The following is a 21,424-nucleotide window of genomic DNA, read 5'->3' on the forward strand; positions in this document are numbered from 1 at the left end:
TTTAAGAATTTTTATTTGATGCAAAAAAGACTTGCCGTTTAGGGCAAGTCTCAGTTTGTAGACAAATTCGATATTTAATTAAGATTGCCTACATTTTTTTTAGGCAGTGTAAAATATGAACGTTGATTTCCACCACAGGCACTCGCTTTCCGCGGGCGTTCCCGCAGGAGTCTCGAACACCCGCTCCAATCAACTTTGTTTAAAAATTCAAATGGAACCCCTTTTGTCAGTCACGGCATGGATTCAAAATCATTCATGGCTTCCGTATCTGAGTCTTTTTGAAGAATGAATGCCTGTGAAGGAATGGCAATTTGTACTCCTTCCTGTTCCAATATCTCCATTATTTTAAAGTTCACATCTTCTTTGATTGATAAATATCCTCCAAAGTCCGTGGCTTTCGTAAAGAAATATAGGTAAAGGTTGAAACCGGAATGACTGAACTCATCAAATTTAACCAAAATCGTTTCTGGATGTACTTCAGGATGATCAATAAGCATTCTTTCAATGTCTTTAATGACATTTTCCAATTTTTCTTTTGGTGTTGTGACATTAACACCCAAATGGAAGGCAATCTGTCTTTTTCCCATCTTGGACCAGTTGATGATCGGTTCATTCGAAAGAGTCGCATTTGGGACTGTAACTAAAGCTTGGGCAAAAGTCCGAACTTTAGTGCTTCGGAATGTGATGTCTTCAATGGTTCCCTCCACGCTTGGAGTTTTGACCCAATCTCCTATGGTAAAAGGTTTTTCGGTAACGATTACGATACCCCCGAAGAAATTGCTGACGGTATCTTTAGCGGCAAGTGCGAAAGCCAATCCACCCAAACCAAGCCCAGCAACAAATCCATCGACATTGAATCCCCATTCTTCCGCGATGATGGAGGCACCAAAAGCAATGATGATTATGTTTGTGATTTTCGTAAAGAACGGCATGACGATTTGATCGACTTCAAGTCCGAATTTACTTACTAATTTCGGAAATAAAATGGTTAAGATCGAACTGATGTTGAAAATCGTCCAAAAGAATAAGAAGACAAAAAACGATCTGTATATTTTCGATCTGAGTTCAACTGAAGGTGAGTCGATCGGAAAATAGTGCAGTGAAATGATAACCCCAATCAAAACGATAAGCCATCTTACTGGCTGTTCTATTGCGAGCATTAAGTTGGCGGCAAATTCAACTTTACGTTTTTCTGCAATCCGTAGAAAGAACTTGAATATATATGTAGTAAATACTTTCCGAAGCAAAAGGAAGATTAGAAAAATGCCTATGGAAATTCCTAATTTGGTCCAGGCTTCGATTCCATCAAATTGATTGAGTGATTCAGAAACTTCTTGCAATGTATTACTCCTCCATTGTATCTTGTAGTATTGTAGAATACTAAGATTATAATATATTCATGCTGAAAAAGGAAAAATAATCGATGATTACATACATAATGGGGGATTTCGGTTCACTGAATACTTTTTCAAGTTATTAATGGCAAGGATATATGGTAATATGGATGCAAAGTGATTTTTTAAGTTTGGAAGGTGGAAATATTGACTAAGAAAATAGTATTTACCGGAGGCGGTTCTGCCGGTCATGTATCTGTTAATGCAGCAATCATCCCGGAATTTTTAAAGAATGATTGGGATGTTACTTATATTGGTTCAAAAAAAGGCATTGAAAAAAATATCATCGAAACGGAATTTCCCGAGGTCCGTTATGAAACGATTTCCGTTGGAAAATTCCGGCGTTACCTTTCTGTTGAAAATATGAAAGACCCTTTCCGGGTCATAAAAGGGATTTTTGATGCACGAAAAATATTAAAAAAGACCAAGCCTGATTTCATTTTTTCTAAAGGTGGTTTCGTTTCGGTTCCAGTCGTTTTGGCAGGCAGGATGCTTAGGATTCCGATTGCCATACATGAATCGGATTATACGCCTGGTCTGGCTAATAAGATCGCGATGCCACTTGCATCGAAAATTTTCACTACCTTCCAAGAAACGGAAAAAGAACTTCCGAAAGAGAAGGCCATGTATCTTGGCGCTGTATTGCGCGATGGCATTTTTACGGGAAACGCTTCTGCTGGTAAAACATTTTGTGGATTCACGAATAACAAACCGGTGTTACTCGTTATGGGCGGAAGCCTTGGGGCCGTTAAAATCAATAATTTAATTACAGATAACCTTGATGCCTTATTAAAGGATTATCAGATTATTCACATTTGCGGGAAGGGAAATGTGAAAACCGAATTGAAACAAAGGGGATATGCTCCTTTTGAATTCGTGCACGAAGAATTATTCGATCTTTTGGCGGCTGCCGATGTCGTTGTGTCAAGGGCTGGTTCAAATTCTATCTTTGAATTCCTTGGTTTGCAAAAGCCGATGCTGCTTATACCTCTAAGTGCCAATGCATCCCGGGGAGATCAAATCCTGAATGCGTCAAGTTTTGAAAAACAGGGTTTTTGTAAAGTCCTCCAAGAAGAAGAGCTGAATGATCGGATTTTTAATGCTACATTAGCGGATTTATTGAAAAAATCGGATGAATATCAAGAGAAGATGCGTCAAAAACGCCCATTCAAAACGGCAGCTGAAATGTATGAATTACTGCTTAAAGTAATGGCTGCAAAAAAATAAGTATCATTCCCCTCTATGCAGCATATCTTTTTCGAACAGAGGAGGGGGTAGAATGGCTTATGAGTATTCCAAAGGATGGTTCATTCAGCAGCTAAAAGCCGCAGGGATTAGCTATCATCCAATTGAAAAAAGAAAGCTGGAGCTGTATAAGACTTATATTCTAAGGCGTTTATATGAGGATCTTCAAAAAAAATAATCATAAAAAGAACCGCAACGCGTTGACGTTGCGGTTCTTTTTATAGGAAATTACTTATAAAAGGAAAGAAACAGGAAATGAGGATACCTGCGATAGCCATTGCCGCACCTGCGACAGCCCCGGTAAACTCACTTTCCTGGGCAGCTTGAGCCGTTCCAAGTCCATGAGCGATCGTACCATAGGCGATACCACGTGCGAAGGGCATTGTAATGTTTAGTTTATCCATCATTTTTGGTGCGATCATCGTACCCAGCACCCCTGTCAAAATGACGAAGGCAGCTGAAATATTGGAATTCCCGCCATAAAGTTCCGTGATTTCAACCGCGATTGGCACTGTAATGGATTTAACCGCCAATCCTTGAAATATGAATGGTGGAAGTGAAAATGCTTTAGCGATGGCGAAGGCAATGATCAATGTGACAAGGAGACCAAAAATCATCCCGCTAATAGCCGGCATTGCATATTTAACGATTATTTTTCTGTTTTTATAAAGTGGTACGGCCAAAGCAACGGTAGCTGGTCCCAGGAAATAGGTAATGATGTCTTTTCCAGGTGAATAATCCTCGAAGTCCAAACCGCTGATCAGCAGTACGAGAATAATTGTAACCGTACTGAAAAATACGGGCGTCGTAAAAGGTGATGGGTGTTTAGTATATATTTTCCTTCCGGTGAAATAGGCAAGGATGGTTATCAAGATGCTATATGTTGTGATGAACGCTGTCATGCTGTTTAACCTCTCCTCTATTGGATAGCTTCTGAACGGTCCATGCTGAAACGATGAATCCAAATATCAGGCTGATACCTAAGGTAAGTGCCAAAGGCAAACCGAATTCAATGAAAAGCCATCCCATGGTCATTAAGCTGATTGAAATGGGAATGAAGAAAAAGGCTAGGTGCTTTACCAAAAATCCTGAAGTAAGTTCAATCCATTCGACTTTTATGACCTTCGTCTGTAATAAACCGAATAACAGAATCATGCCGATGACGTTGCCTGGTATAGGTAAGTGAAGTAAATTGGCTAAATAATAGCCAAGTTTGCAAATGATGAGCAGGAAGATAAGCTGCACGATAAAAGCAAATATTTTTTTCATGATTAAGTCCTTTCAATGACGCTTTGAATATATTATTGAATTGGTCAATTGTATTCATTATAAAAAAATATCCCTAAAAAGAATAGGGATTTACAGCAATCTATGTTTAACATCCTGTGAAACTGGAAAAAGAGCTTTCCAGGTATGGAAGCTCCGGCCATTATATGAAAGGATAAACAAAGCCATATTGAAATGTTCTTCGCTCTATGCTTCAAGTAACTGCTGTTCATCATCATTATGCTGTCTAAGGATATGAAAGGTGTATAAATCTTTAGGGATTTCATACAGATCGTAGATATCTCCTTCATGATTGATCTGATCATAAAGGGATTTTCTTGTTTCGTTGGCAATGACGGCATAGGGAAGCTTTTCTGCGGCTTTTATGGAGCGGATATTTTTTTTGCGAATTCGCATGAAGACCGTTTCCAAACCAAGCTCGAAAAAAAGCTCTTTGAAGAAAGCGTCTTTTGCGATGGCATTATACCCTTTTCCATGATAAGGCTTGCCAAGCCATGTGCCTAAGAAACCTGCACCATTTTCAATATCGTATAAAGAAATACAACCGATGGGATTTTCCCATTCATCCAAGATTGTTCGTGATATGAGTTGCCCAGCATCTTCGGCTTCGATCGTTTGCTTAGTAATGAATACATATTCTTCATATGAATCTACCTTATGGCGCACGAAAGGGAAGACATCTGGATGCGTCATTTGTTCATAAAGAGAAAAACAATCTGTGAAATCTCTCTTTTTTAACATTTCCGTCCCTCCGTTTGAGGGCAGTTCTTATGCGTAGTCGCTGCCCACCCTCGAAATTTTTTAAGTCGTTCATCAAAAAATTTCGGGGTGGGAATCGAACCCACTAGAACCGGAAACCGGTGGCGCACCATTTGCCTTCCCTATTTTTATTGTCAGAAAGTATGCAAATCTAAAGAACCTTACGAAGGTATAATACTAAAAAAAAAACGGTTTGGGAATAGGTTTTTTGCCTTTTTTTTTCGTCAAATTTCAACTTTTTCTTGAAGGGTGAAATCTTTAGGCAAACGTCTGCATTCTTCCATGAAAAACTGATTGTTTCGCCCGTTTTTTTCTTTAAAATTTACCTGTAAATTGCATGAATAAAATGATTGCGCCTAGGGCCCATACATAGATGGAGAATATTTTGAGTGAACGCTTTTTTAAGAAATCGATCATCCATACTACAGCTATATAACCAAAGATTGCTGCTGACAGGGTCCCGACGAAAAGCGCAGTGAGTGGAAGCCGTTCAACTTCTCCTGTAAAAATCGGTTTCATCTGAAATACGATCCCCCCCGTAATGGCAGGAATGGAAAGCAAAAAGGAAAAATAGGCTGCAGTGGCCCTATCCAGCCTGCAGAAGAGGCCAGCTGCTATCGTTAAGCCGGAGCGCGAAAGAGCGGGCATGATGGCAGCTGCTTGGAAAGTACCGATGATCAGCGCGTCTTTAATCGAAATTTCATTAAGGGATTTGCCGCCTTTTCTTACACCGTCGGCTACCCATAAAATCAGTCCGGTCGCTAAAAATTCCCAGCCTATGGTCACACCAGTTTTTGAAAGGCCGTCAAACCAATCACCAAGTAAAATGCCGGCAATCACGGCAGGAATCGTCCCAGCAATGAGAAGCAGAGTCATTTTGGAGAAAGGATTTTTCAAAATGGCAATTATGTCCTTCTTATAAACGACCAATAATGCCAGCAAGGTTCCGATGTGGAGCATGGTATCCAGAAAAATTCCCGCCTCGTCAAGGTGGAAAATATGCCGGCCTAAATATAAATGTCCAGTGCTTGAAATAGGTAAAAACTCAGTCAAGCCTTGAATGATCCCAAGGATGAAGGCTTGAAATTCATTCAGCAAAAAAACATCACTCCATTCTAGAAGGTATAGGACAATCCATTATTTAAACTGTATGCACAAGACGGATGAACATGTCCGGATTTTATTGTTGATATCAAGAAAAGGCAGTCCAGATTTACCTTCTTTCGAATATAATGAGAGGAAAAATGAAACTATTTTTCATCTGATTCGTAAATATTTATATGAGAAAGGAGGAGAAGACACTATGCCTACTAAAGATGAAAGAGTGTTTGCTGCCCTTATTTATGTGATCAGCTTTTTTACAGCATTTATCGGTCCTTTGGTGATTTGGTTATTGAAGAAGGACTCGTCACAATTTGTGGATTACCACGGAAGGGAATATTTGAATTTTTTCATTTCCTACACCGTGTATTCAATAGTCGCAGGGATACTCACTATAGTATTGGTTGGATTCTTGCTATTGCCGGTAATCGGGATAGCTTTAGTCGTATTCACCATCATTGCTGCTGTTAGGGCCTACGAAGGAACGGATTATCGATTCCCGTTGATCTTCAGGATATTATAGAATGATGTAAAAGGATTCCGTTCATTCGAAGTCCTTTTAGACTGCAGGCAAACTCGAAGTAAAGCGAGTTTGTCTGCAGTTTTTTATTTGAAAAACGTTCCAGTGGATTTCAGAAATCCGCTCCCTTTCCGCCGACTGCCTGCCAAGCCTCCTCGCCTAGCGGCTGCGGTGTCTCGGCTAGCCAGTAATTCGGCAGGAGTGTCGCAAATTTCTTCAATCCAATAAGGAAAACAGTAAAAAGACATTAAGAAAAATCTAGTCTTGTTTTAAAATTGGATAGGACCTCATTTTGTCTACAATAGGATTCCGTTCGATGCGGAGTCCTTTGAGACTCGAGGAAAAGGAGGTTTGTCTGCAGTTTTTTATTTGAAAAACGTTCCAGTGGATTTCAGAAATCCGCTCCCTTTCCGCCGACTGCCTGCCAAGCCTCCTCGCCTAGCGGCTGAGGTGTCTCGGCTAGCCAGTAATTCGGCAGGAGTGTCGCAAATTTCTTCAATCCAATAAGGAAAACAGTAAAAAGACATTAAGAAAAATCTAGTCTTGTTATAAAATTGGATAGGACCCCATTTTGACTGCTTTAGGATTCCGTTCGATACGGAGACCTTTTTTATTTGGACCGTGTTGGGAATTGCCCTTCATTAAAAAGGGAATAGATCACATTAAAGCGAATAAAGTATTATGATAACTGCTTCCCTGTACATTTAGGAAGCGGATCCGGGCGGATTGTGGTACTGCTAATCAATGGCCGCCCTAAAGGCGGTAATCTTTCTTGTAAGGAGTGAGGAGCAGAGCGGGATATGAATATACGTGAATATTATCAGAAAACGAGCAATTCAAACTTTCATGCATCTTGGGTATCTCTTGTTTTGGCCGTTGTCTTTTTCATTTGCCATATTTTTGCGATGATTCCGGGCAATATATTATTGATAACTTCTCCTTTTATTTTCTTTAGCATTGCTCAATTTGTCAGTCATCGTATATATGAAAATAGAATGAAGGAATTGCCTGAAGAACAAATCGGGACGAATGCCGGGTTATTAAAAAATGAACATGTTTTATTGACTTTTATGCCAGCACCGACTTTGCGACTGCTTCTCTTTGCGCCCGATGGGTCACTAATGGGCGAGGTACGTGATTTGAATATGAAGTGGTTCATGTGGATGATTCCCAATTTCTTGTCGATGCTAATGGCCAAGCGATATGAACTGGTGGACCATGAGGGGCGTTTGCTGGCTAAGTACCATATCAACAGGGGGCTTTTCAACAAAATGACGATCCTGGATGATCAGGGCGGCATTATTGGATCGTATCAAGAAGATCGGTCATTCGTAAAGGTAAATGGAATGATCTATAAGGAAGATGGTACGGAATGGATGCCAATTGAAACGCCGGGAAGTGTAAATTCTTTCGAGATTGCCACAAAAGACGGGGAAAAGATCGCTTCATACCAAGAAGGCTGGATGCCTTTGGAGTGGGGGAAACGATTCAAGACTAATACACCCATACTTTCTTTTTCATCGAATGTTGCTGAAATTCCTAAAATCATTGTCTTTGGGTTCTGTGCAGCCACGCTGAATCATCGTTCAAATTGACTACGGTTCCCCTTTAGCAAATCTTTTAAATACCTGATATAATAATAGGAGATACATAGATTAAATACATAATAAAAAGGTGGTAAATATGAGTTTACTTAATGAGATTATGGATTATAATGAACAGTTTGTAGAAAAAGGTGAATATGTTAAGTATAGGACGGATAAGTTTCCTGAGAAACGTATGGTCATCATAAGCTGTATGGACACTCGGCTCGTTGAACTATTGCCAAAATCCTTGAATGTCAAAAATGGTGATGTCAAAATCCTGAAGACTGCCGGGGCAATCGTCTCCCACCCATTCGGAAGTGTCATGCGGAGTATCCTTGTTGCTATTTATGAGCTAAAGGCAGATGAAGTATTGGTCATACCTCACCATGACTGCGGGATGGCATCAGTCGATGCCGATGCTGTAATGGACAAGATGATCGAACGTGATATACCAAAGAGCACCATCGATACACTGGGAGCTGCAGGAATCGATATCCGCAGTTGGCTTCGCGGATTTGATGATGTTTATGAAAGTTGTAAGAACAGCGTCGAAGTGATTAAAGGACATCCTTTGATTCCTAAAAATATTCCTGTGCATGGTCTAATCATTTCGCCTGATACAGGGAAGCTGGAATGGGTAGTAGATGGGTATTCGCAAGAACAAAAATAATATATTCGTCGAGGCTGTCGGGAGCATTTCCGACAGTTTTTTTCAAATTTTTATCATTGCTATTTATTTTTATCCTTTTTTTTGTTAAAATCGCCAAGTGTAGTTTGTCACTAATACAAACGGGTGGGCGAGGGATAAATTTAATAAGGATACAACATGAAGAAATTAAACTTGGAAACGTTTTTTCATTTTTCCGACTATGGAACGAATGGGAAACGTGAAATCCTTGCTGGAGTGGTCAGCTATTTTACGATAGTCTATATTCTCATCGTGAATTCCCTGATTTTATCGGAAGCGGGCATACCGATTAATGCTGCAGTGATTGCCACGATTCTTTTATCTGCTTTTAGCTGTATCATGATAGGGCTTTGGGCGAATGTCCCAATCCTTCTCGTTCCAGGAATGGGCGTCAATGCCCTATTTGCTTATACCATGGTTCAAGGAATGGGTCTATCTTGGCAATCGGCTCTTGGTGCTGTGTTTATCTCGGGGGTAATTTTTGTAATCATCGCTTTTACAAAATACTCGAAGATCATCAGTGATTCGATTCCAAGTTCGATAAAAGAAGCCATATCTGTTGGTCTTGGCTTATTCTTGATGCTGATCGGACTTGAAAAGGGCGGGATAATCACAAGAGGTTCATCATCAATCGTCGCACTGGGAGATTTAAGCGATCCGGCGGTGTTTGCAACGGTGTTGACCTTTTTACTGGCAATCACGCTTTTCATCAAGAATATCCCCGGTAATTTCATGATAACCATCCTGGCAGGCAGCCTCATTGCCTTTTGGTTCGGGACGGTTCAACTATCGGAAATCCATTTTTCAGGCGTAAATACAGCTTCATACGGAGATCTCTTCTTTTCATTATCGTTCTTGGAAGCGAACCGGATTGAATTCTGGATAAGTGTATTTGCGATGACGATGGTTCTTGTTTTTGAAAATATTGGTCTTGTACACGGGCATGTAGACAGTATCAACCGCCAGGATGCCTATAAAAAGTCGCTACAGGCGACTAGTGTATCCGTTCTGTTTTCAGGTTTATTCGGTTCGAGTCCTACTGTTGCTACAGTTGAAACGGCAGCAGGAATCGCATCAGGAGGCAGGACTGGTTTTACTTCAGTGGTGACGGGCGTGCTATTCATTCTATCACTGCTATTTATACCGGTGATTAAAGTAATCCCTGATAGCGCCATTGCCCCCATCTTGATTATCATTGGCATTTTGATGCTCGGAAATATAAAAAAGCTGGATTTCAGCGATTTAACCGAGAGCATACCTGCAATCATGATCATCACGATCATTCCTTTCACATACAGTATTGCCGATGGAATGGCATTCGGTTTCATCCTGTACCCATTCTTGAAGCTTGTAACCGGAAAAGCGAGAGAAGTGTCAGCCCCGATGTATGTGAGTGCCGGAATGTTTATCGTCTATTTCATCATTGGTATGATCGGTTAAAATTCAAAAGAGCGGTTGGAATGAGTTAATTCTTATTCCAACCGCTCTTCTTATTGTTTTTTTCGTCGAAAAAAATGGATTTAATGTGATTTACGCGATGACACATCCATCTTGAAAATGCTATGATATAGAATATTAAAAAATGATAAATGACAAGCAGCATATTAGAGGATGTGACAGGATGATTATTGAAGGTTTAAAAAGCCATGGTTCAGGAAATGATTTCTTGATAATTGATGAATTGACTACGACCCTGACGTTTACGGAAGAAGAGCGGAAAAATTTCGCGAAGGCCCTATGCAATCGGGAGAGGCTCGGAGCGGATGGTATTTTGTTCGTAATGAAAAGTGAACATGCTGATTGCCGGATGCGTGTCTTTAATGCGGATGGATCGGAAGCCTCGATGTGCGGCAACGGACTTCGCTGTGTTGCACGTTACGCGAACGACGTTCTGGGGCTAGATAAAATGATCGTGGAAACCATGAAGGCAAATTTACTAGTCGAAAAAACGGAAGATATTTATGAGGGCATTCCGACTTTCAAGGTGGAAATTTCACCAGTAAGTTTTAATGTGAAGGATCTACCTCTTGTATTGGCTAAAGATCAGCTGCAAAACGAAACATTGCCGGAACTGCATGATACCCTGCTATTTTCGGCATTGGCGGTTCCTAATCCACATTTGATCACACTCGTCGATAGTGATGTTTTACAAAGTGATTTGCAGGAAGAACTTTCAACAAAGGTCAATCAACCGAATGAACTATTCCCTGATGGTGTCAATGTCAGCTTTGTGAAAGAGTTGGAACCAGGGAGCATTTATGTGCGGACATTCGAACGTGGAGTAGGCTTCACGAACGCATGTGGAACGGCGATGTCGGCTTCTAGCCTAGTAACATGCTCTGTTGGGTTAAACGCGTTGGAAAGTGAAATATCTGTCTACAATAACGGCGGAAAAGTTAAATGTGTGGTCCACCATGATGTAGAAAGCCAAACGTATTCAATTGATTTAATCGGGAATGCAACCTATGAATTCAAAGTATCGATTGAAATCGACTTAGATCAGCCTGAAAAATTTGAAATGCTTGAAAAAGAGGATTTTGAATTGGAAACAAGCTTATATGCCAAGCTGCAGGATGAAGTGCAAAGTTATTTGAGAACAAAATTATTATGAAATTTTTAAACTGCAGGCGAACTCGAAAAAAACGAGTTTACCTGCAGTTTTCTTATTTGAAAAAAGTTGCAGTTGATTTCAGAGATCCGCTCGCTTTCCGCCGACTGTCTGCCAAGCCTCCTCGGCTAAAAGAGTCTGTGGGGTCTCGACTAGCCAGTTATTCGGCAGGAGTGTCGCAAATTTCTTCCATCCATTAAGGATTACAGGAAAAAAACTGAAGGATAAACTAGTCTTAAATAGGATTCGGAATAAGACGAACCAGCAGTTTTTTCTTTTAATACACAAAGTTGATAGGAACGGAAGGCGCGAGACTCCTGCGGGAAAAGCGAGTCCAAGGGAGACCCCACAGGCGCAAGAGCGCCGAGGGCGGACCGCCCGCGGAAAGCGAGTGCCCTACGTTCCAATCAACAATCAGAATTACTAACCTTCAAAAAAATGTTCGAGTTAACTTCAGAAGTCCGCTCCCTAACCGCTCGACTGTCTGCAAGCTGCATCAAAGCAAAAACCGCCCGCGGAAAGCGCGTTTCTGGGGAAAATTTCCATCTTACCAATTAGTTATTGGTCTTTTTTTGTTTTAGGAACGACAATACTTCCAAAAAGGCTGGTCCATTATCCACCAGTCGGTAATCCATAAACGCACACCCGTCCCTTTTTATTCTGTTTGGTATGGTTTCAATCGTAAAGTCCTTTAACTGGAGACTTTCGTTCACTTCCTCCCAAAACAAAGGTGTAGCCACACCAGCGAAAGAATTTCCCCGTGGGGAATAAGGAAGAATGATGGTTTTTCCTTCACTATGCTGCACAAAGTCCAAGTAAAGTCGATTATGCCGATTTATTTTCATTCTTTCCGTTGTAAAATCATTCGGGTGGGAACTTGTTAAATAATCACCGAGAAAGTCAGTGAATATGCGTGTCTCCTGATAAGTAAATGTGTCTTCAGGCAGAGGGATGTGAATCTGCAGTCCTTTGTTACCTGAGGTTTTTACAAAAGCTTTTATCCTTAATGATTCCATCACCTTTTTTATTTCCTGTGCAGCCTTTACCGCAAAGGAGAAATATTCGATGGAAGGAGGATCCAAGTCCAGGACGATTTCGTCGGGTCTTGTTTTACCGGCTTTCTGAAATGGGGCATGAAATTCCAATGCAAGTTGATTACCAAACCAAAGTAGAGTTTCAATGTCGTTACACAGCATATACTCGATATCCTCATCCATGAACGTTTTAATAAAGTCCGGCGCATAATCAGGTTTGTTTTTTTGGAAAAATCTTTCTTTATCCAAAGTTCCATGAGGATAGCGGATCGTTGTAAGAAGCTTATCCTTCAAGAATGGTAAGAAGAAAGCTGAAACCTCCCGTAAATAATGAAGATATTCTACTTTTACCACCTGTTTACCTTCTGTTTTCCAAAGCGGTTTATCCCTGGAAGTTATTTGTACAGTCTCTGGAAATGTATATTGCCCTAGCACGAATTTCTCCCAGGTACATTCGTCGGGGGAAGTTTGTAAAAGCCACTGCGAAAACTGAGGTTCACGCAATTCATTTTCCTCATATACGTGTAAAAATTGAACTTCAATGCAAATGGATGGATGGATATAATAAAATTGTGCGTCTTCGTCTGATGCATTTTGCTTGATCAATTGATGCAATATACTTTTATCTCTAGCACTCAGTCCATTTTTGACACTTCCGATTTTCGTTACGGCACCTTCTTTGAATACTGCAAGGGAAACGTAGCCATTTTCTTTGTGCAATGCTGTGATGAAACAAGAAACGGTTTTCCAATTTTTCACCTTAATCCAAGATGTTGTACGTCTTCCTTCTTGCCAAGCACCCCGAATTTCCTTGGCGACAATCCCTTCGCCATCTAACAAGGTGACCTTATTCAAGGCAATATCCAAAACGTCAAAACTCTCTATTAATTGTATCAAAGCCTTATCGTTGGGATCAGGAGTAGGAAGACCGAGTTTTTCCCCCATATTCAACATCAATTCCCTTCGTTCCACCATAGGTTTATCTGCTACGTCTTTTCCGCTGATGCGAAGCAGGTCAAACGCTATAAACCGACATGGGGAAAAACGGGCATTTTCTGAAATTAAGGATTGTTTCCCAAGGCGTCCTCGCCACTGTATTTGAAAAAAGTCCGCTTTCGCCTGATTCGTAAGCCAGACCAATTCTCCATCTAACTGAAGCGGGAGATAATCTTCCAGGTCCAGGTCTTTGATGTAAGCTATGATTTCTGGGAATTGAGGTGATAATTCCTTTTCATTCCGACTCGAAATGCTTATGGTATCGGAGTCTATCGTTAAAATAGCCCTAAAGCCGTCATATTTGACTTCATAACGCCAATCCTTGGAGTTGGGGGCTTCAGGGTAATAGGTAGGCAGCATCGGTTTCATTTTTGTATTTACCTCCGCAAATAATTGATAACATTATTTTGCCAAAAAAACGAAGTGTTAGAGTTGGCAATTGTTTTTTTCGGTTTTTTTTGAACAAAGGGGAATAATAAAATTGTTCTTCTCATCAAAAATAAGTTATGAGGTGACGAATATGCATACGATGTGGAAGGGGAGCATATCATTCGGTTTGGTGAACATTCCGATCAAACTTCATGCTGCAACGGAGGATAAGGATATATCTTTAAGGACGTTGCATAAGGAATGTCATACACCGATTAAATACGAGAAGGTTTGTCCAGTATGCGAGAAAGAAGTGGGGAAGGATGATATAGTCCGCGCTTTTGAGTATACAAAGGGAAAGTTTGTTGTATTGGAAGACAATGAACTAGAACAACTGAAAAAACAAAACGAAGAAAAAGCCGTGGAAATCGTGGATTTCGTTAAAATTGAAGAAATAGATCCCATTTATTTTAACCGGAGTTATTACATGTCCCCAAATGACGGGGGGATAAAAGCTTATTCCCTTTTGAGGCAGGCCCTCAAGGAATCGAATAAGGTTGGGTTGGCAAAAATCATCATTCGCTCCAAAGAACAAATGGCGGTAATTCGAGTCGTTGATAATACCTTGGTCATGGAAACGATTCATTATCCGGATGAAGTCCGCTCCACAGCGGATGTTCCGAATATCCCTGCCAATGATACCATTGTAAAAAAAGAAATCGATACTGCCGTATTATTGATAGATCAATTAACGACCACATTCGATCCGACGAAATACACCGATGACTATCGAACCGCGTTACTAGAATTGATTGAATCGAAGAAAACGGGACAGACGACGGTTACAGCGAAAACAAAAGAACCAGTTTCCAACAATGTAACCGATTTAATGGAGGCATTACAAGCATCCATAGACCGTACAAAACATGATGAACCGGAAAAGAAAAAGACGACCCGAAAGAAAGCGGCACCGAAAAAAAAGAAACAAGCGTAAACAGGAAGCTGAGCGGAAGACGAATGATGTCGCTCGGCTTTCTGCTTGTTTTTGCAAGGAATCAGGCTTCTAATAAGATGAAAAGGTCTTGATAAAGAGGGGAGGAAAGTACAAATAGGTGAGTCGATCACAATGCAAGAAACTGAATGGAATTACAGGAAATTAGTGGATATTAACGAACGCAAAAAAAATTCGCTCCCTAAAGAGCGACAATGAGGAATTCAATCGTGAAAATCAACATATAGGCGAACGGTTGTAGTTTTCGACTATATATTGTGTTCATATTCTACCATATTTAATTCTGAAATAGCAACTAAATTACTGAAACTAACCTATGAATTTTTCTGGAAATCAATGATATTTCGCCCATTAACGCCACATATGGCTTTTTCATTTCAAATACATATAAAAAGGTACTGAATAAAATGGATTTTTAGTATAATTTATACATATAGGACGATATAAATTTAATATGAATGGAAGATGCAAAATGGAAAATGGAAAAATCAAATCACTACATGCGGGGAAGCCGAAACATGAAATTTTTTCGAATATCGATATCTTTTCAGCCATGGATAAACAAGCACAGGATAATTTGAAAGTTACTAAAGCTGGCATAATCGGTGATGGTGTCGGTAATGTAAAGTTCCATGGAGGTCCTGATCGGGCCTTGTGCTTTTATCCATTTGAGCATTATTCATTATGGAATGAAAAATTCTCTAAAAAGCTGGATATCCCTGCATTTGGTGAAAATTTAACTATAGCGGGGATGAAGGAAGAAACAACGTATATCGGCGATATTTATCAAATAGGCGATGTGATTGTTCAAATTAACCAAGGGAGGATACCTTGTTCGACCATTTCCCTCTTCAATCAAGAACCTAAGTTTTTGGAACACGTGCTGAAAACGAGTTTCACTGGTTATTTTGCAAGAGTACTTCAAGAAGGAACGATAAATAAACAAAACGAGATTGTGTTGATAGATCGTCTACAAGAAAAAATTTCTGTCCATTACGCAGCAGAGGTCATCCTTCATAAACGGGATGGGCTGGATGGTGCTAAGGCGTTACTTACACTAGACTGGTTAGCGGAAGACTGGAAACAAAGGATCTTGAAGAGGGTTCAAGCAGCAAAAGATTGAATGATTTTTGCAAAAGTGAAAAAAATGTCGATCAGGTATTGAAATTGACAGACTATTATTGTAAATTAAATATAATCAAATTTTGAAATCTTATGAAAATTATATAAATGGATCTTATCGAGAGAGGTGGAGGGACTGGCCCGAAGAAACCTCAGCAACCAGCTTAGGCAAAGGTGCTAAATCCAGCAAGCAGAGCTTGATAGATGAGGAGAATGTTTCAAAAACCTTCTTCTTTGAGAAGGTTTTTTTCCTTTTCTCTCATACTCATAGAATACGACAAAAACAGGATTGTTTTTGAGAGAGGGTGTAATGATGAATTTTCGTAAAGAATTAAAAGAAAGAATGCTGGTTGGGGAAGGGGCAATGGGGACCTTGCTTTACTCTAATGGCATTGATCAATGTTATGAGGAATTAAACTGCACGAACCCAGATCAAATAGAGTCCATCCATCGAGCCTATCTGGAAGCTGGTGCAGATATCCTTCAATCGAATACATACGGAGCCAATTTCAATAAATTGAAGCGGTATGGACTTGAAGATGAAGTGAGCAGAATCAATCGCCAGGGAGTCATTCTAGCTAAAAAAGCGGCAAAAGGGAAGGCATACGTCTTCGGTACCATAGGGGCACAGCGGAGCATCAGGAAATCGGATTTAAGCATGGAAGAGATAAAACGGGGTTTTCGTGAACAGCTATACAGTCTGTTGATGGAAAATCCTGATGGGATTCTCCTGGAAACATTTTATGACCTGGAAGAACTGGAAACCGTCCTGCAAATCGTTAAAAATGAAACCGGACTGCCGATTATCGCAAATGTCTCGATGCATGAACTGGGTAATCTTCAAAATGGAATCCATTTAAATGAAGCCTTTCAAAAACTCGAGCAATTGGGTGCCGATGTGGTTGGTGTGAATTGCCGCCTCGGACCACATCATATGATTCGGGCCTTGGAAGAAGTGAGTTTGCCAAAGCAAGCATCGATTGCCATTTACCCTAACGCCAGCCTGCCGGATTATGTCGATGGGAGGCTCGTTTATAAAGCTGTACCGGAATATTTCGGTTCTAGTGCCCTGGAACTTCGAGAGCAAGGCGCCGCGATCATAGGAGGGTGCTGTGGAACGACTCCACTGCATATTCAAGCTGTAAAGCATGCAATTGGAAGTTTGGCTCCCGTGAAAGAGAAATTCACGAAATCCCGTGAAATAGAAGTAATTGAGGTGAACGATAGGGAATTGGAACTTCCCCTTTACGAAAAGGCTAAAACGGAACGGACGATTCTTGTTGAGCTTGATCCACCGAAAAAGCTAGGGATAGAGAGCTTCATGACTGGTGCTGAGGTTTTGAAAAAAGCAGGGGTCGATTCCATTACATTAGCGGATAATTCACTTGCCTCACCAAGGATATCCAATGATGCACTTGCTAATTTACTGAAGAACCAATTGAATATAAATCCGATGGTGCATATAACATGCCGTGATCGAAATTTGATTGGCCTGCAGTCACATTTAATGGGTCTGCAGACGGTAGGGCTGAACGAAATATTGATCATCACCGGAGACCCTTCAAAAATTGGGGACTTCCCGGGTGCCACTTCGGTTTATGATTTATCTTCCTTTGACCTGATAAGCATGGTCAAACAATTTAATGAAGGTCTTTCCTATTCCGGTCAAAGTTTGGGTCAACGGGCAAATTTTAAAATTGCGGCAGCTTTTAATCCCAATGTGAAATATCTGGATAAAGCCGTACTGAGAATGGAAAAGAAGATTGCCTGCGGTGCTCAATCCTTTTTGACACAGCCAATTTATTCCGTAGAGCAAATCGAAGAAGTATATCAAGCGACAAAACATCTAGAAACCCCGATTTTCATCGGTATCATGCCCTTAACAAGCACCCGGAACGCCGAATTCATCCATAATGAGATCCCAGGCATCAAATTGCCTGATAATGTTAGAAGGGCCATGGCTCTAGCGGGGGATGACCCTGTAAAGTCAAGGATTGAAGGGGTGAATATCGCGCGGGAATTGGTGGACGCGGCTAGGGAAAAATTCAAGGGCATATATTTAATCACTCCATTCCTTCGCTATGAAATGACGGCGGAACTAACGAAATATATTAGAAAAGTCGATAGTAAACAGACATCAGAGGTGGCAGTACATGAATAAAAAAGCGATTCAAGATCAGTTAAATTCTAAGATTCTCCTACTTGATGGGGCGATGGGAACGATGCTTCAAGCGGAGAATTTGACAGCAGACGATTTTGGCGGGGAACAATTCGAGGGCTGCAATGAATATTTATCACTGACGCAACCGGAAATCATCCAATCCATTCATGAAAAATATTTAGCAGCGGGCGCAGATATCATAGAAACAAATACCTTTGGAGCGACCAGCATCGTCCTTGAGGAATACCAAATAAGTACGATTGCCTACAAGCTAAATAAAATTTCAGCTGAGCTTGCCGTTAAAGCTTGTGAAAAGTATTCCAATGATGAATGGCCAAGATATGTAGCTGGCTCGATGGGCCCCACTACAAAAACGCTTTCCGTAACGGGCGGAACGACTTTTGATGTTTTAACAGATTCTTATGAAGAGCAGGCACTGGGTCTCTTGGATGGCGGGGTAGACTTGCTGTTGGTGGAAACCTGTCAGGATATGCTTAATGTCAAGGCTGCCTTTTCTGGAATCAAAGCAGCATTCGCTAAAACGGGAAAAAATGTGCCTGTCATCATATCAGGAACAATCGAACCGATGGGCACGACACTTGCCGGCCAGTCCATAGAAGCTTTTTATTTATCGGTTGAACATATGAAGCCCGTAGCTGTCGGCCTTAATTGTGCAACAGGGCCGGAATTCATGATTGACCATATCAGGACACTTGCAGATATATCAAATAGCGCCATCAGCTGTTATCCGAATGCCGGGCTCCCTGATGAAGAAGGCCACTATCATGAATCACCTACATCGCTGGCAGAGAAAATGAAGCAATTTGCCGAAAAGGGATGGGTCAATATCATTGGCGGATGTTGTGGCACGACACCAGAACATATTAAAGAACTTTCCAGGGTACTCGAAGGCATGAAGCCCCGTACGATTATGGAAGCTGCCCATGGTCATGCCGTATCAGGGATAGAGCCGCTAATTTATGATGATTCAATGCGTCCTTTATTCGTAGGGGAGAGAACGAATGTTATCGGTTCCCGAAAATTCAAGGAGCTGATACGTGGAAAGCATTACGAGCCAGCTGCCGAAATTGCACGTAACCAGGTAAAGAAAGGTGCCCATGTCATTGATATCTGTCTTGCCGATCCTGATGGGGATGAGCTTGGCGACATGAAGGAATTTGTAGAAGAGGTCGTCAAAAAAGTGAAAGTCCCATTGGTCATCGACACTACGGATGAAATCGTACTTGAACAAGCATTAAAACATTCACAAGGAAAATCGATCATAAATTCCATAAACCTTGAAGATGGTGAAGAGCGCTTTGAAAAAATAGTACCCTTAGTCCATCAATATGGTGCAGCCGTTGTCGTAGGAACCATTGATGAAATTGGGATGGCCGTCGATGCTGAACGGAAATTGGAAGTGGCTACGCGGTCTGTGGATTTGCTCGTCAATAAGTACGGTCTAAACAAAAATGACATCATTTTTGATCCGCTGGTATTTCCTGTAGGCACCGGGGATGAACAATATATTGGATCTGCATTGGAGACGGTGAATGGAATAAAGGCGATTAAAGAAAAGTTTCCGGAATGCCTAACGATACTTGGAATTTCCAACGTTTCTTTCGGTCTGCCGGCGAGGGGAAGGGAAATATTAAATGCCGTTTTCCTTTACCATTGTACAAAAGCGGGTCTCGATTATGCTATCGTGAATACAGAAAAACTTGAACGTTTCGCCTTGATACCGGAAGAGGAAGTGAAATTGGCGGAGGCACTCCTGTTTGAGACTTCAACTGAAACTTTAGCGATTTTCACCGAATTTTATCGTGGAAAAAAAGCGGAGAAGAAGGATAACGGTGTGATCCTGCCATTGGACGAACGTCTAGGTAACTATATTATCGAAGGAACGAAAGAAGGATTGATTGATGATTTAAATGAAGCGATAGAGCGTGGTGATACCCCATTGGAAATCATCAATGGACCATTGATGGATGGGATGAGTGAAGTGGGGCGGCTGTTCAATGACAACCAACTTATTGTCGCAGAGGTGCTCCAGAGTGCTGAAGCGATGAAGGCGGCTGTAGCTCACCTTGAACCACTTATGGAAAACTCTGAAGATAGTGCTAAGAAAGGGAAAATCCTGTTGGCGACCGTCAAGGGAGATGTGCATGATATCGGGAAAAACCTAGTGGATATCATCCTTTCCAATAACGGCTATGAAGTCATTGATTTGGGAATAAAGGTCGCACCGCAACAAATCATTGAAGAGGTTCGAAAACATGAGCCAACCATCATTGGCCTATCTGGATTACTTGTCAAATCTGCACAGCAAATGGTTTTAACCGCGCAGGATTTAAGGCAAGCGGGAATAGATACCCCAATTTTAGTTGGAGGGGCAGCATTATCCCGTAAATTCACCGATTTTAAAATTTCACCTGAATATGAAGGGCCGGTTTTATATTCCAAAGATGCGATGGATGGTTTGGCGGTAACGAATATTTTACATGACGCCGACAAAAAAGTGGTGTACTTGGAAGAGTTGATCGAGAAACGAGAAAGATCGAAAGCGAATGCCGCCATTGCTGCCACATTGGAAAAACCTGTTCGTAAGCAGTCCACAGCGGCTCCTTTAAGCGATGTTCCTGTTCAAACACCGCGTGACATTAAACGACACGTCCTGAAAAACTATCCATTGGATGTCGTCCAGCCATATATAAATAGGCAAATGCTGATTGGTCATCATTTGGGGTTAAAAGGCAAAGTTACCGAATTGCTTAAGCAAGGGAATGAAAAAGCAGTGCAGCTCAATGATCTCGTTGACGAATTGATCGAATTCCTAAAGACGGAACCGGATTACGGTTTGAATGCAGTTTATCAATTTTTCCCTGCTCAAAGCGAAGGAGATAAGCTATTTATATACAACCCGGACAATCATCATGAGGTTTTGGAAACTTTCGATTTCCCCCGGCAAGATACGAATCCGCATCTTTGTTTAGCGGACTTCGCAAAACCGATTTCCTCCGGGCAAATGGATTATGTTGGTTTCTTCCTGGTCACTGCCGGAAAAGGAATCAGAAAATGGGCAGAAAAACTGAAGCTTGAAGGTGATTTCTTGAAAAATCATGCCCTTCAATCACTTGCTCTTGAAACAGCTGAAGGGTTCGCGGAAAGAATTCATCAATTAATGCGGGATGATTTAGGTATAAGCGATCCGATTGATATGTCCATGAAAGAGCGGTTTGCAGCTAAGTACACCGGGCAAAGGTTTTCATTTGGTTATCCTGCTTGTCCTAATCTGGAAGACCAGGAGAAGCTATTCCGCCTGTTGCAACCTCAAGATATCGGCGTGGAATTGACTGAAGGATGCATGATGGAACCAGAGGCTTCCGTTTCAGCCATTGTTTTTGCACATCCTGAAGCTCGTTACTTTAATGTCGATCGATAACTTCATTTAATAAAGGCAGCGGTATTTTTTACCGCTGCCTTATTGCGCATGAAACCCCTTAACTGGTACACCTTAATGGTCAAAAGGAAGGGGATGCAGC

17 protein-coding genes and 1 riboswitch are annotated in these 21,424 nt (G+C 41.1%); of the genes, 11 read left to right on the top strand and 6 right to left on the bottom strand.

What is annotated here, in order from left to right:
* Nucleotides 1–230: 230 nt before the first annotated feature.
* Nucleotides 231–1,340, bottom strand: coding sequence for a mechanosensitive ion channel family protein (locus tag ACFX4H_RS03940; protein WP_377434052.1), 1,110 nt, complete (start codon nt 1,338–1,340; stop codon nt 231–233).
* A 192-nt stretch (nt 1,341–1,532) separates the two neighbouring features.
* Between ACFX4H_RS03940 and ACFX4H_RS03945 the strand changes: the two genes are divergently transcribed.
* Together ACFX4H_RS03945 and ACFX4H_RS03950 are read left to right on the top strand one after the other, a co-directional pair.
* A complete protein-coding gene (locus ACFX4H_RS03945) occupies nt 1,533–2,621 on the top strand; it encodes an undecaprenyldiphospho-muramoylpentapeptide beta-N-acetylglucosaminyltransferase (protein WP_312008951.1) in 1,089 nt (362 codons plus the stop codon).
* Nucleotides 2,622–2,673: 52 nt separating this feature from the next.
* On the top strand, nt 2,674–2,817 hold the full coding sequence (locus ACFX4H_RS03950) for a DUF2639 domain-containing protein (protein WP_082609322.1): 144 nt from the start codon (nt 2,674–2,676) through the stop codon (nt 2,815–2,817).
* 40 nt (nt 2,818–2,857) lie between these two features.
* Here the strand turns inward: ACFX4H_RS03950 and ACFX4H_RS03955 are convergent, their stop codons facing one another.
* The 4 genes from ACFX4H_RS03955 to ACFX4H_RS03970 form a co-directional block, all read right to left on the bottom strand.
* On the bottom strand, nt 2,858–3,541 hold the full coding sequence (locus ACFX4H_RS03955) for an LrgB family protein (protein ID WP_328138392.1): 684 nt from the start codon (nt 3,539–3,541) through the stop codon (nt 2,858–2,860).
* Nucleotides 3,516–3,908, bottom strand: a complete 393-nt coding sequence (locus ACFX4H_RS03960) for a CidA/LrgA family protein (protein ID WP_057277356.1) — start codon at nt 3,906–3,908, stop codon at nt 3,516–3,518. Before ACFX4H_RS03960 ends, ACFX4H_RS03955 begins: the two co-directional genes overlap by 26 nt.
* 204 nt (nt 3,909–4,112) lie before the next feature.
* A complete protein-coding gene (locus tag ACFX4H_RS03965) occupies nt 4,113–4,667 on the bottom strand; it encodes a GNAT family N-acetyltransferase (RefSeq protein WP_328138393.1) in 555 nt (184 codons plus the stop codon).
* A 333-nt stretch (nt 4,668–5,000) separates the two neighbouring features.
* Nucleotides 5,001–5,780 carry an undecaprenyl-diphosphate phosphatase gene (locus ACFX4H_RS03970; RefSeq protein ID WP_098864283.1) on the bottom strand — a complete coding sequence of 260 codons (780 nt, stop codon included), beginning with the start codon at nt 5,778–5,780 and terminating at the stop codon, nt 5,001–5,003.
* A 208-nt stretch (nt 5,781–5,988) separates the two neighbouring features.
* Here ACFX4H_RS03970 and ACFX4H_RS03975 point away from each other — a divergent pair, with 208 nt between their 5' ends.
* The 5 genes from ACFX4H_RS03975 (at nt 5,989) to dapF (ending at nt 11,191) form a co-directional block, all read left to right on the top strand.
* Entirely contained in the window at nt 5,989–6,309 is a 321-nt protein-coding gene (locus ACFX4H_RS03975; RefSeq protein WP_034311189.1) for a DUF4870 domain-containing protein, read from the top strand.
* A 797-nt stretch (nt 6,310–7,106) separates the two neighbouring features.
* Nucleotides 7,107–7,901 carry a hypothetical protein gene (locus tag ACFX4H_RS03980; protein ID WP_328138394.1) on the top strand — a complete coding sequence of 265 codons (795 nt, stop codon included), beginning with the start codon at nt 7,107–7,109 and terminating at the stop codon, nt 7,899–7,901.
* An 88-nt stretch (nt 7,902–7,989) separates the two neighbouring features.
* Entirely contained in the window at nt 7,990–8,562 is a 573-nt protein-coding gene (locus ACFX4H_RS03985) for a beta-class carbonic anhydrase (protein WP_241634146.1), read from the top strand.
* Between the two features lie 156 nt (nt 8,563–8,718).
* The gene (locus tag ACFX4H_RS03990) at nt 8,719–10,020 is read left to right on the top strand and encodes an NCS2 family permease (protein WP_377434057.1); all 1,302 of its coding nucleotides are present in this window, start codon (nt 8,719–8,721) and stop codon (nt 10,018–10,020) included.
* Nucleotides 10,021–10,201: 181 nt separating this feature from the next.
* Entirely contained in the window at nt 10,202–11,191 is a 990-nt protein-coding gene (dapF, locus tag ACFX4H_RS03995; RefSeq protein ID WP_377434060.1) for a diaminopimelate epimerase, read from the top strand.
* Between the two features lie 551 nt (nt 11,192–11,742).
* On the opposite strand, the gene ligD is transcribed toward dapF, so the two are convergent.
* The gene (ligD, locus tag ACFX4H_RS04000) at nt 11,743–13,587 is read right to left on the bottom strand and encodes a DNA ligase D (RefSeq protein ID WP_377434063.1); all 1,845 of its coding nucleotides are present in this window, start codon (nt 13,585–13,587) and stop codon (nt 11,743–11,745) included.
* A 151-nt stretch (nt 13,588–13,738) separates the two neighbouring features.
* Here ligD and ku point away from each other — a divergent pair, with 151 nt between their 5' ends.
* From ku to metH, 4 genes are all read left to right on the top strand, one after another.
* Nucleotides 13,739–14,581: a non-homologous end joining protein Ku gene (gene ku / locus ACFX4H_RS04005; RefSeq protein WP_034307432.1), complete on the top strand. Its 843-nt coding sequence runs from the start codon at nt 13,739–13,741 to the stop codon at nt 14,579–14,581.
* Nucleotides 14,582–15,071: 490 nt separating this feature from the next.
* On the top strand, nt 15,072–15,722 hold the full coding sequence (locus ACFX4H_RS04010; RefSeq protein WP_249598149.1) for an MOSC domain-containing protein: 651 nt from the start codon (nt 15,072–15,074) through the stop codon (nt 15,720–15,722).
* 111 nt (nt 15,723–15,833) lie between these two features.
* Nucleotides 15,834–15,932, top strand: a riboswitch (SAM riboswitch).
* A 102-nt stretch (nt 15,933–16,034) separates the two neighbouring features.
* Entirely contained in the window at nt 16,035–17,882 is a 1,848-nt protein-coding gene (locus ACFX4H_RS04015) for a bifunctional homocysteine S-methyltransferase/methylenetetrahydrofolate reductase (RefSeq protein ID WP_249598229.1), read from the top strand.
* Complete coding sequence (metH, locus tag ACFX4H_RS04020) at nt 17,875–21,324, top strand: methionine synthase (protein WP_377434065.1); 3,450 nt, start codon at nt 17,875–17,877, stop codon at nt 21,322–21,324. The genes ACFX4H_RS04015 and metH overlap by 8 nt, the downstream gene beginning before the upstream one ends.
* Nucleotides 21,325–21,424: the final 100 nt, after the last annotated feature.

It is taken from the genome of Peribacillus sp. YIM B13477 (assembly GCF_042787955.1).
Classification (GTDB): domain Bacteria; phylum Bacillota; class Bacilli; order Bacillales; family DSM-1321; genus Peribacillus; species Peribacillus frigoritolerans.

Excerpts from the sequence above, each read along its gene's own strand:
- ACFX4H_RS03990 (WP_377434057.1), top strand. The coding sequence starts at position 8,719 with ATGAAGAAATTAAACTTGGAAACGTTTTTTCATTTTTCCGACTATGGA.
- ACFX4H_RS03960 (WP_057277356.1), bottom strand. The coding sequence starts at position 3,908 with ATGAAAAAAATATTTGCTTTTATCGTGCAGCTTATCTTCCTGCTCATC.
- ACFX4H_RS03950 (WP_082609322.1), top strand. The coding sequence starts at position 2,674 with ATGGCTTATGAGTATTCCAAAGGATGGTTCATTCAGCAGCTAAAAGCC.
- ACFX4H_RS03955 (WP_328138392.1), bottom strand. The coding sequence starts at position 3,541 with ATGACAGCGTTCATCACAACATATAGCATCTTGATAACCATCCTTGCC.
- ACFX4H_RS03965 (WP_328138393.1), bottom strand. The coding sequence starts at position 4,667 with ATGTTAAAAAAGAGAGATTTCACAGATTGTTTTTCTCTTTATGAACAA.
- ACFX4H_RS04015 (WP_249598229.1), top strand. The coding sequence starts at position 16,035 with ATGAATTTTCGTAAAGAATTAAAAGAAAGAATGCTGGTTGGGGAAGGG.
- metH (WP_377434065.1), top strand. The coding sequence starts at position 17,875 with ATGAATAAAAAAGCGATTCAAGATCAGTTAAATTCTAAGATTCTCCTA.
- ACFX4H_RS03985 (WP_241634146.1), top strand. The coding sequence starts at position 7,990 with ATGAGTTTACTTAATGAGATTATGGATTATAATGAACAGTTTGTAGAA.
- ligD (WP_377434063.1), bottom strand. The coding sequence starts at position 13,587 with ATGAAACCGATGCTGCCTACCTATTACCCTGAAGCCCCCAACTCCAAG.
- dapF (WP_377434060.1), top strand. The coding sequence starts at position 10,202 with ATGATTATTGAAGGTTTAAAAAGCCATGGTTCAGGAAATGATTTCTTG.
- ACFX4H_RS03975 (WP_034311189.1), top strand. The coding sequence starts at position 5,989 with ATGCCTACTAAAGATGAAAGAGTGTTTGCTGCCCTTATTTATGTGATC.
- ku (WP_034307432.1), top strand. The coding sequence starts at position 13,739 with ATGCATACGATGTGGAAGGGGAGCATATCATTCGGTTTGGTGAACATT.
- ACFX4H_RS03980 (WP_328138394.1), top strand. The coding sequence starts at position 7,107 with ATGAATATACGTGAATATTATCAGAAAACGAGCAATTCAAACTTTCAT.
- ACFX4H_RS04010 (WP_249598149.1), top strand. The coding sequence starts at position 15,072 with ATGGAAAATGGAAAAATCAAATCACTACATGCGGGGAAGCCGAAACAT.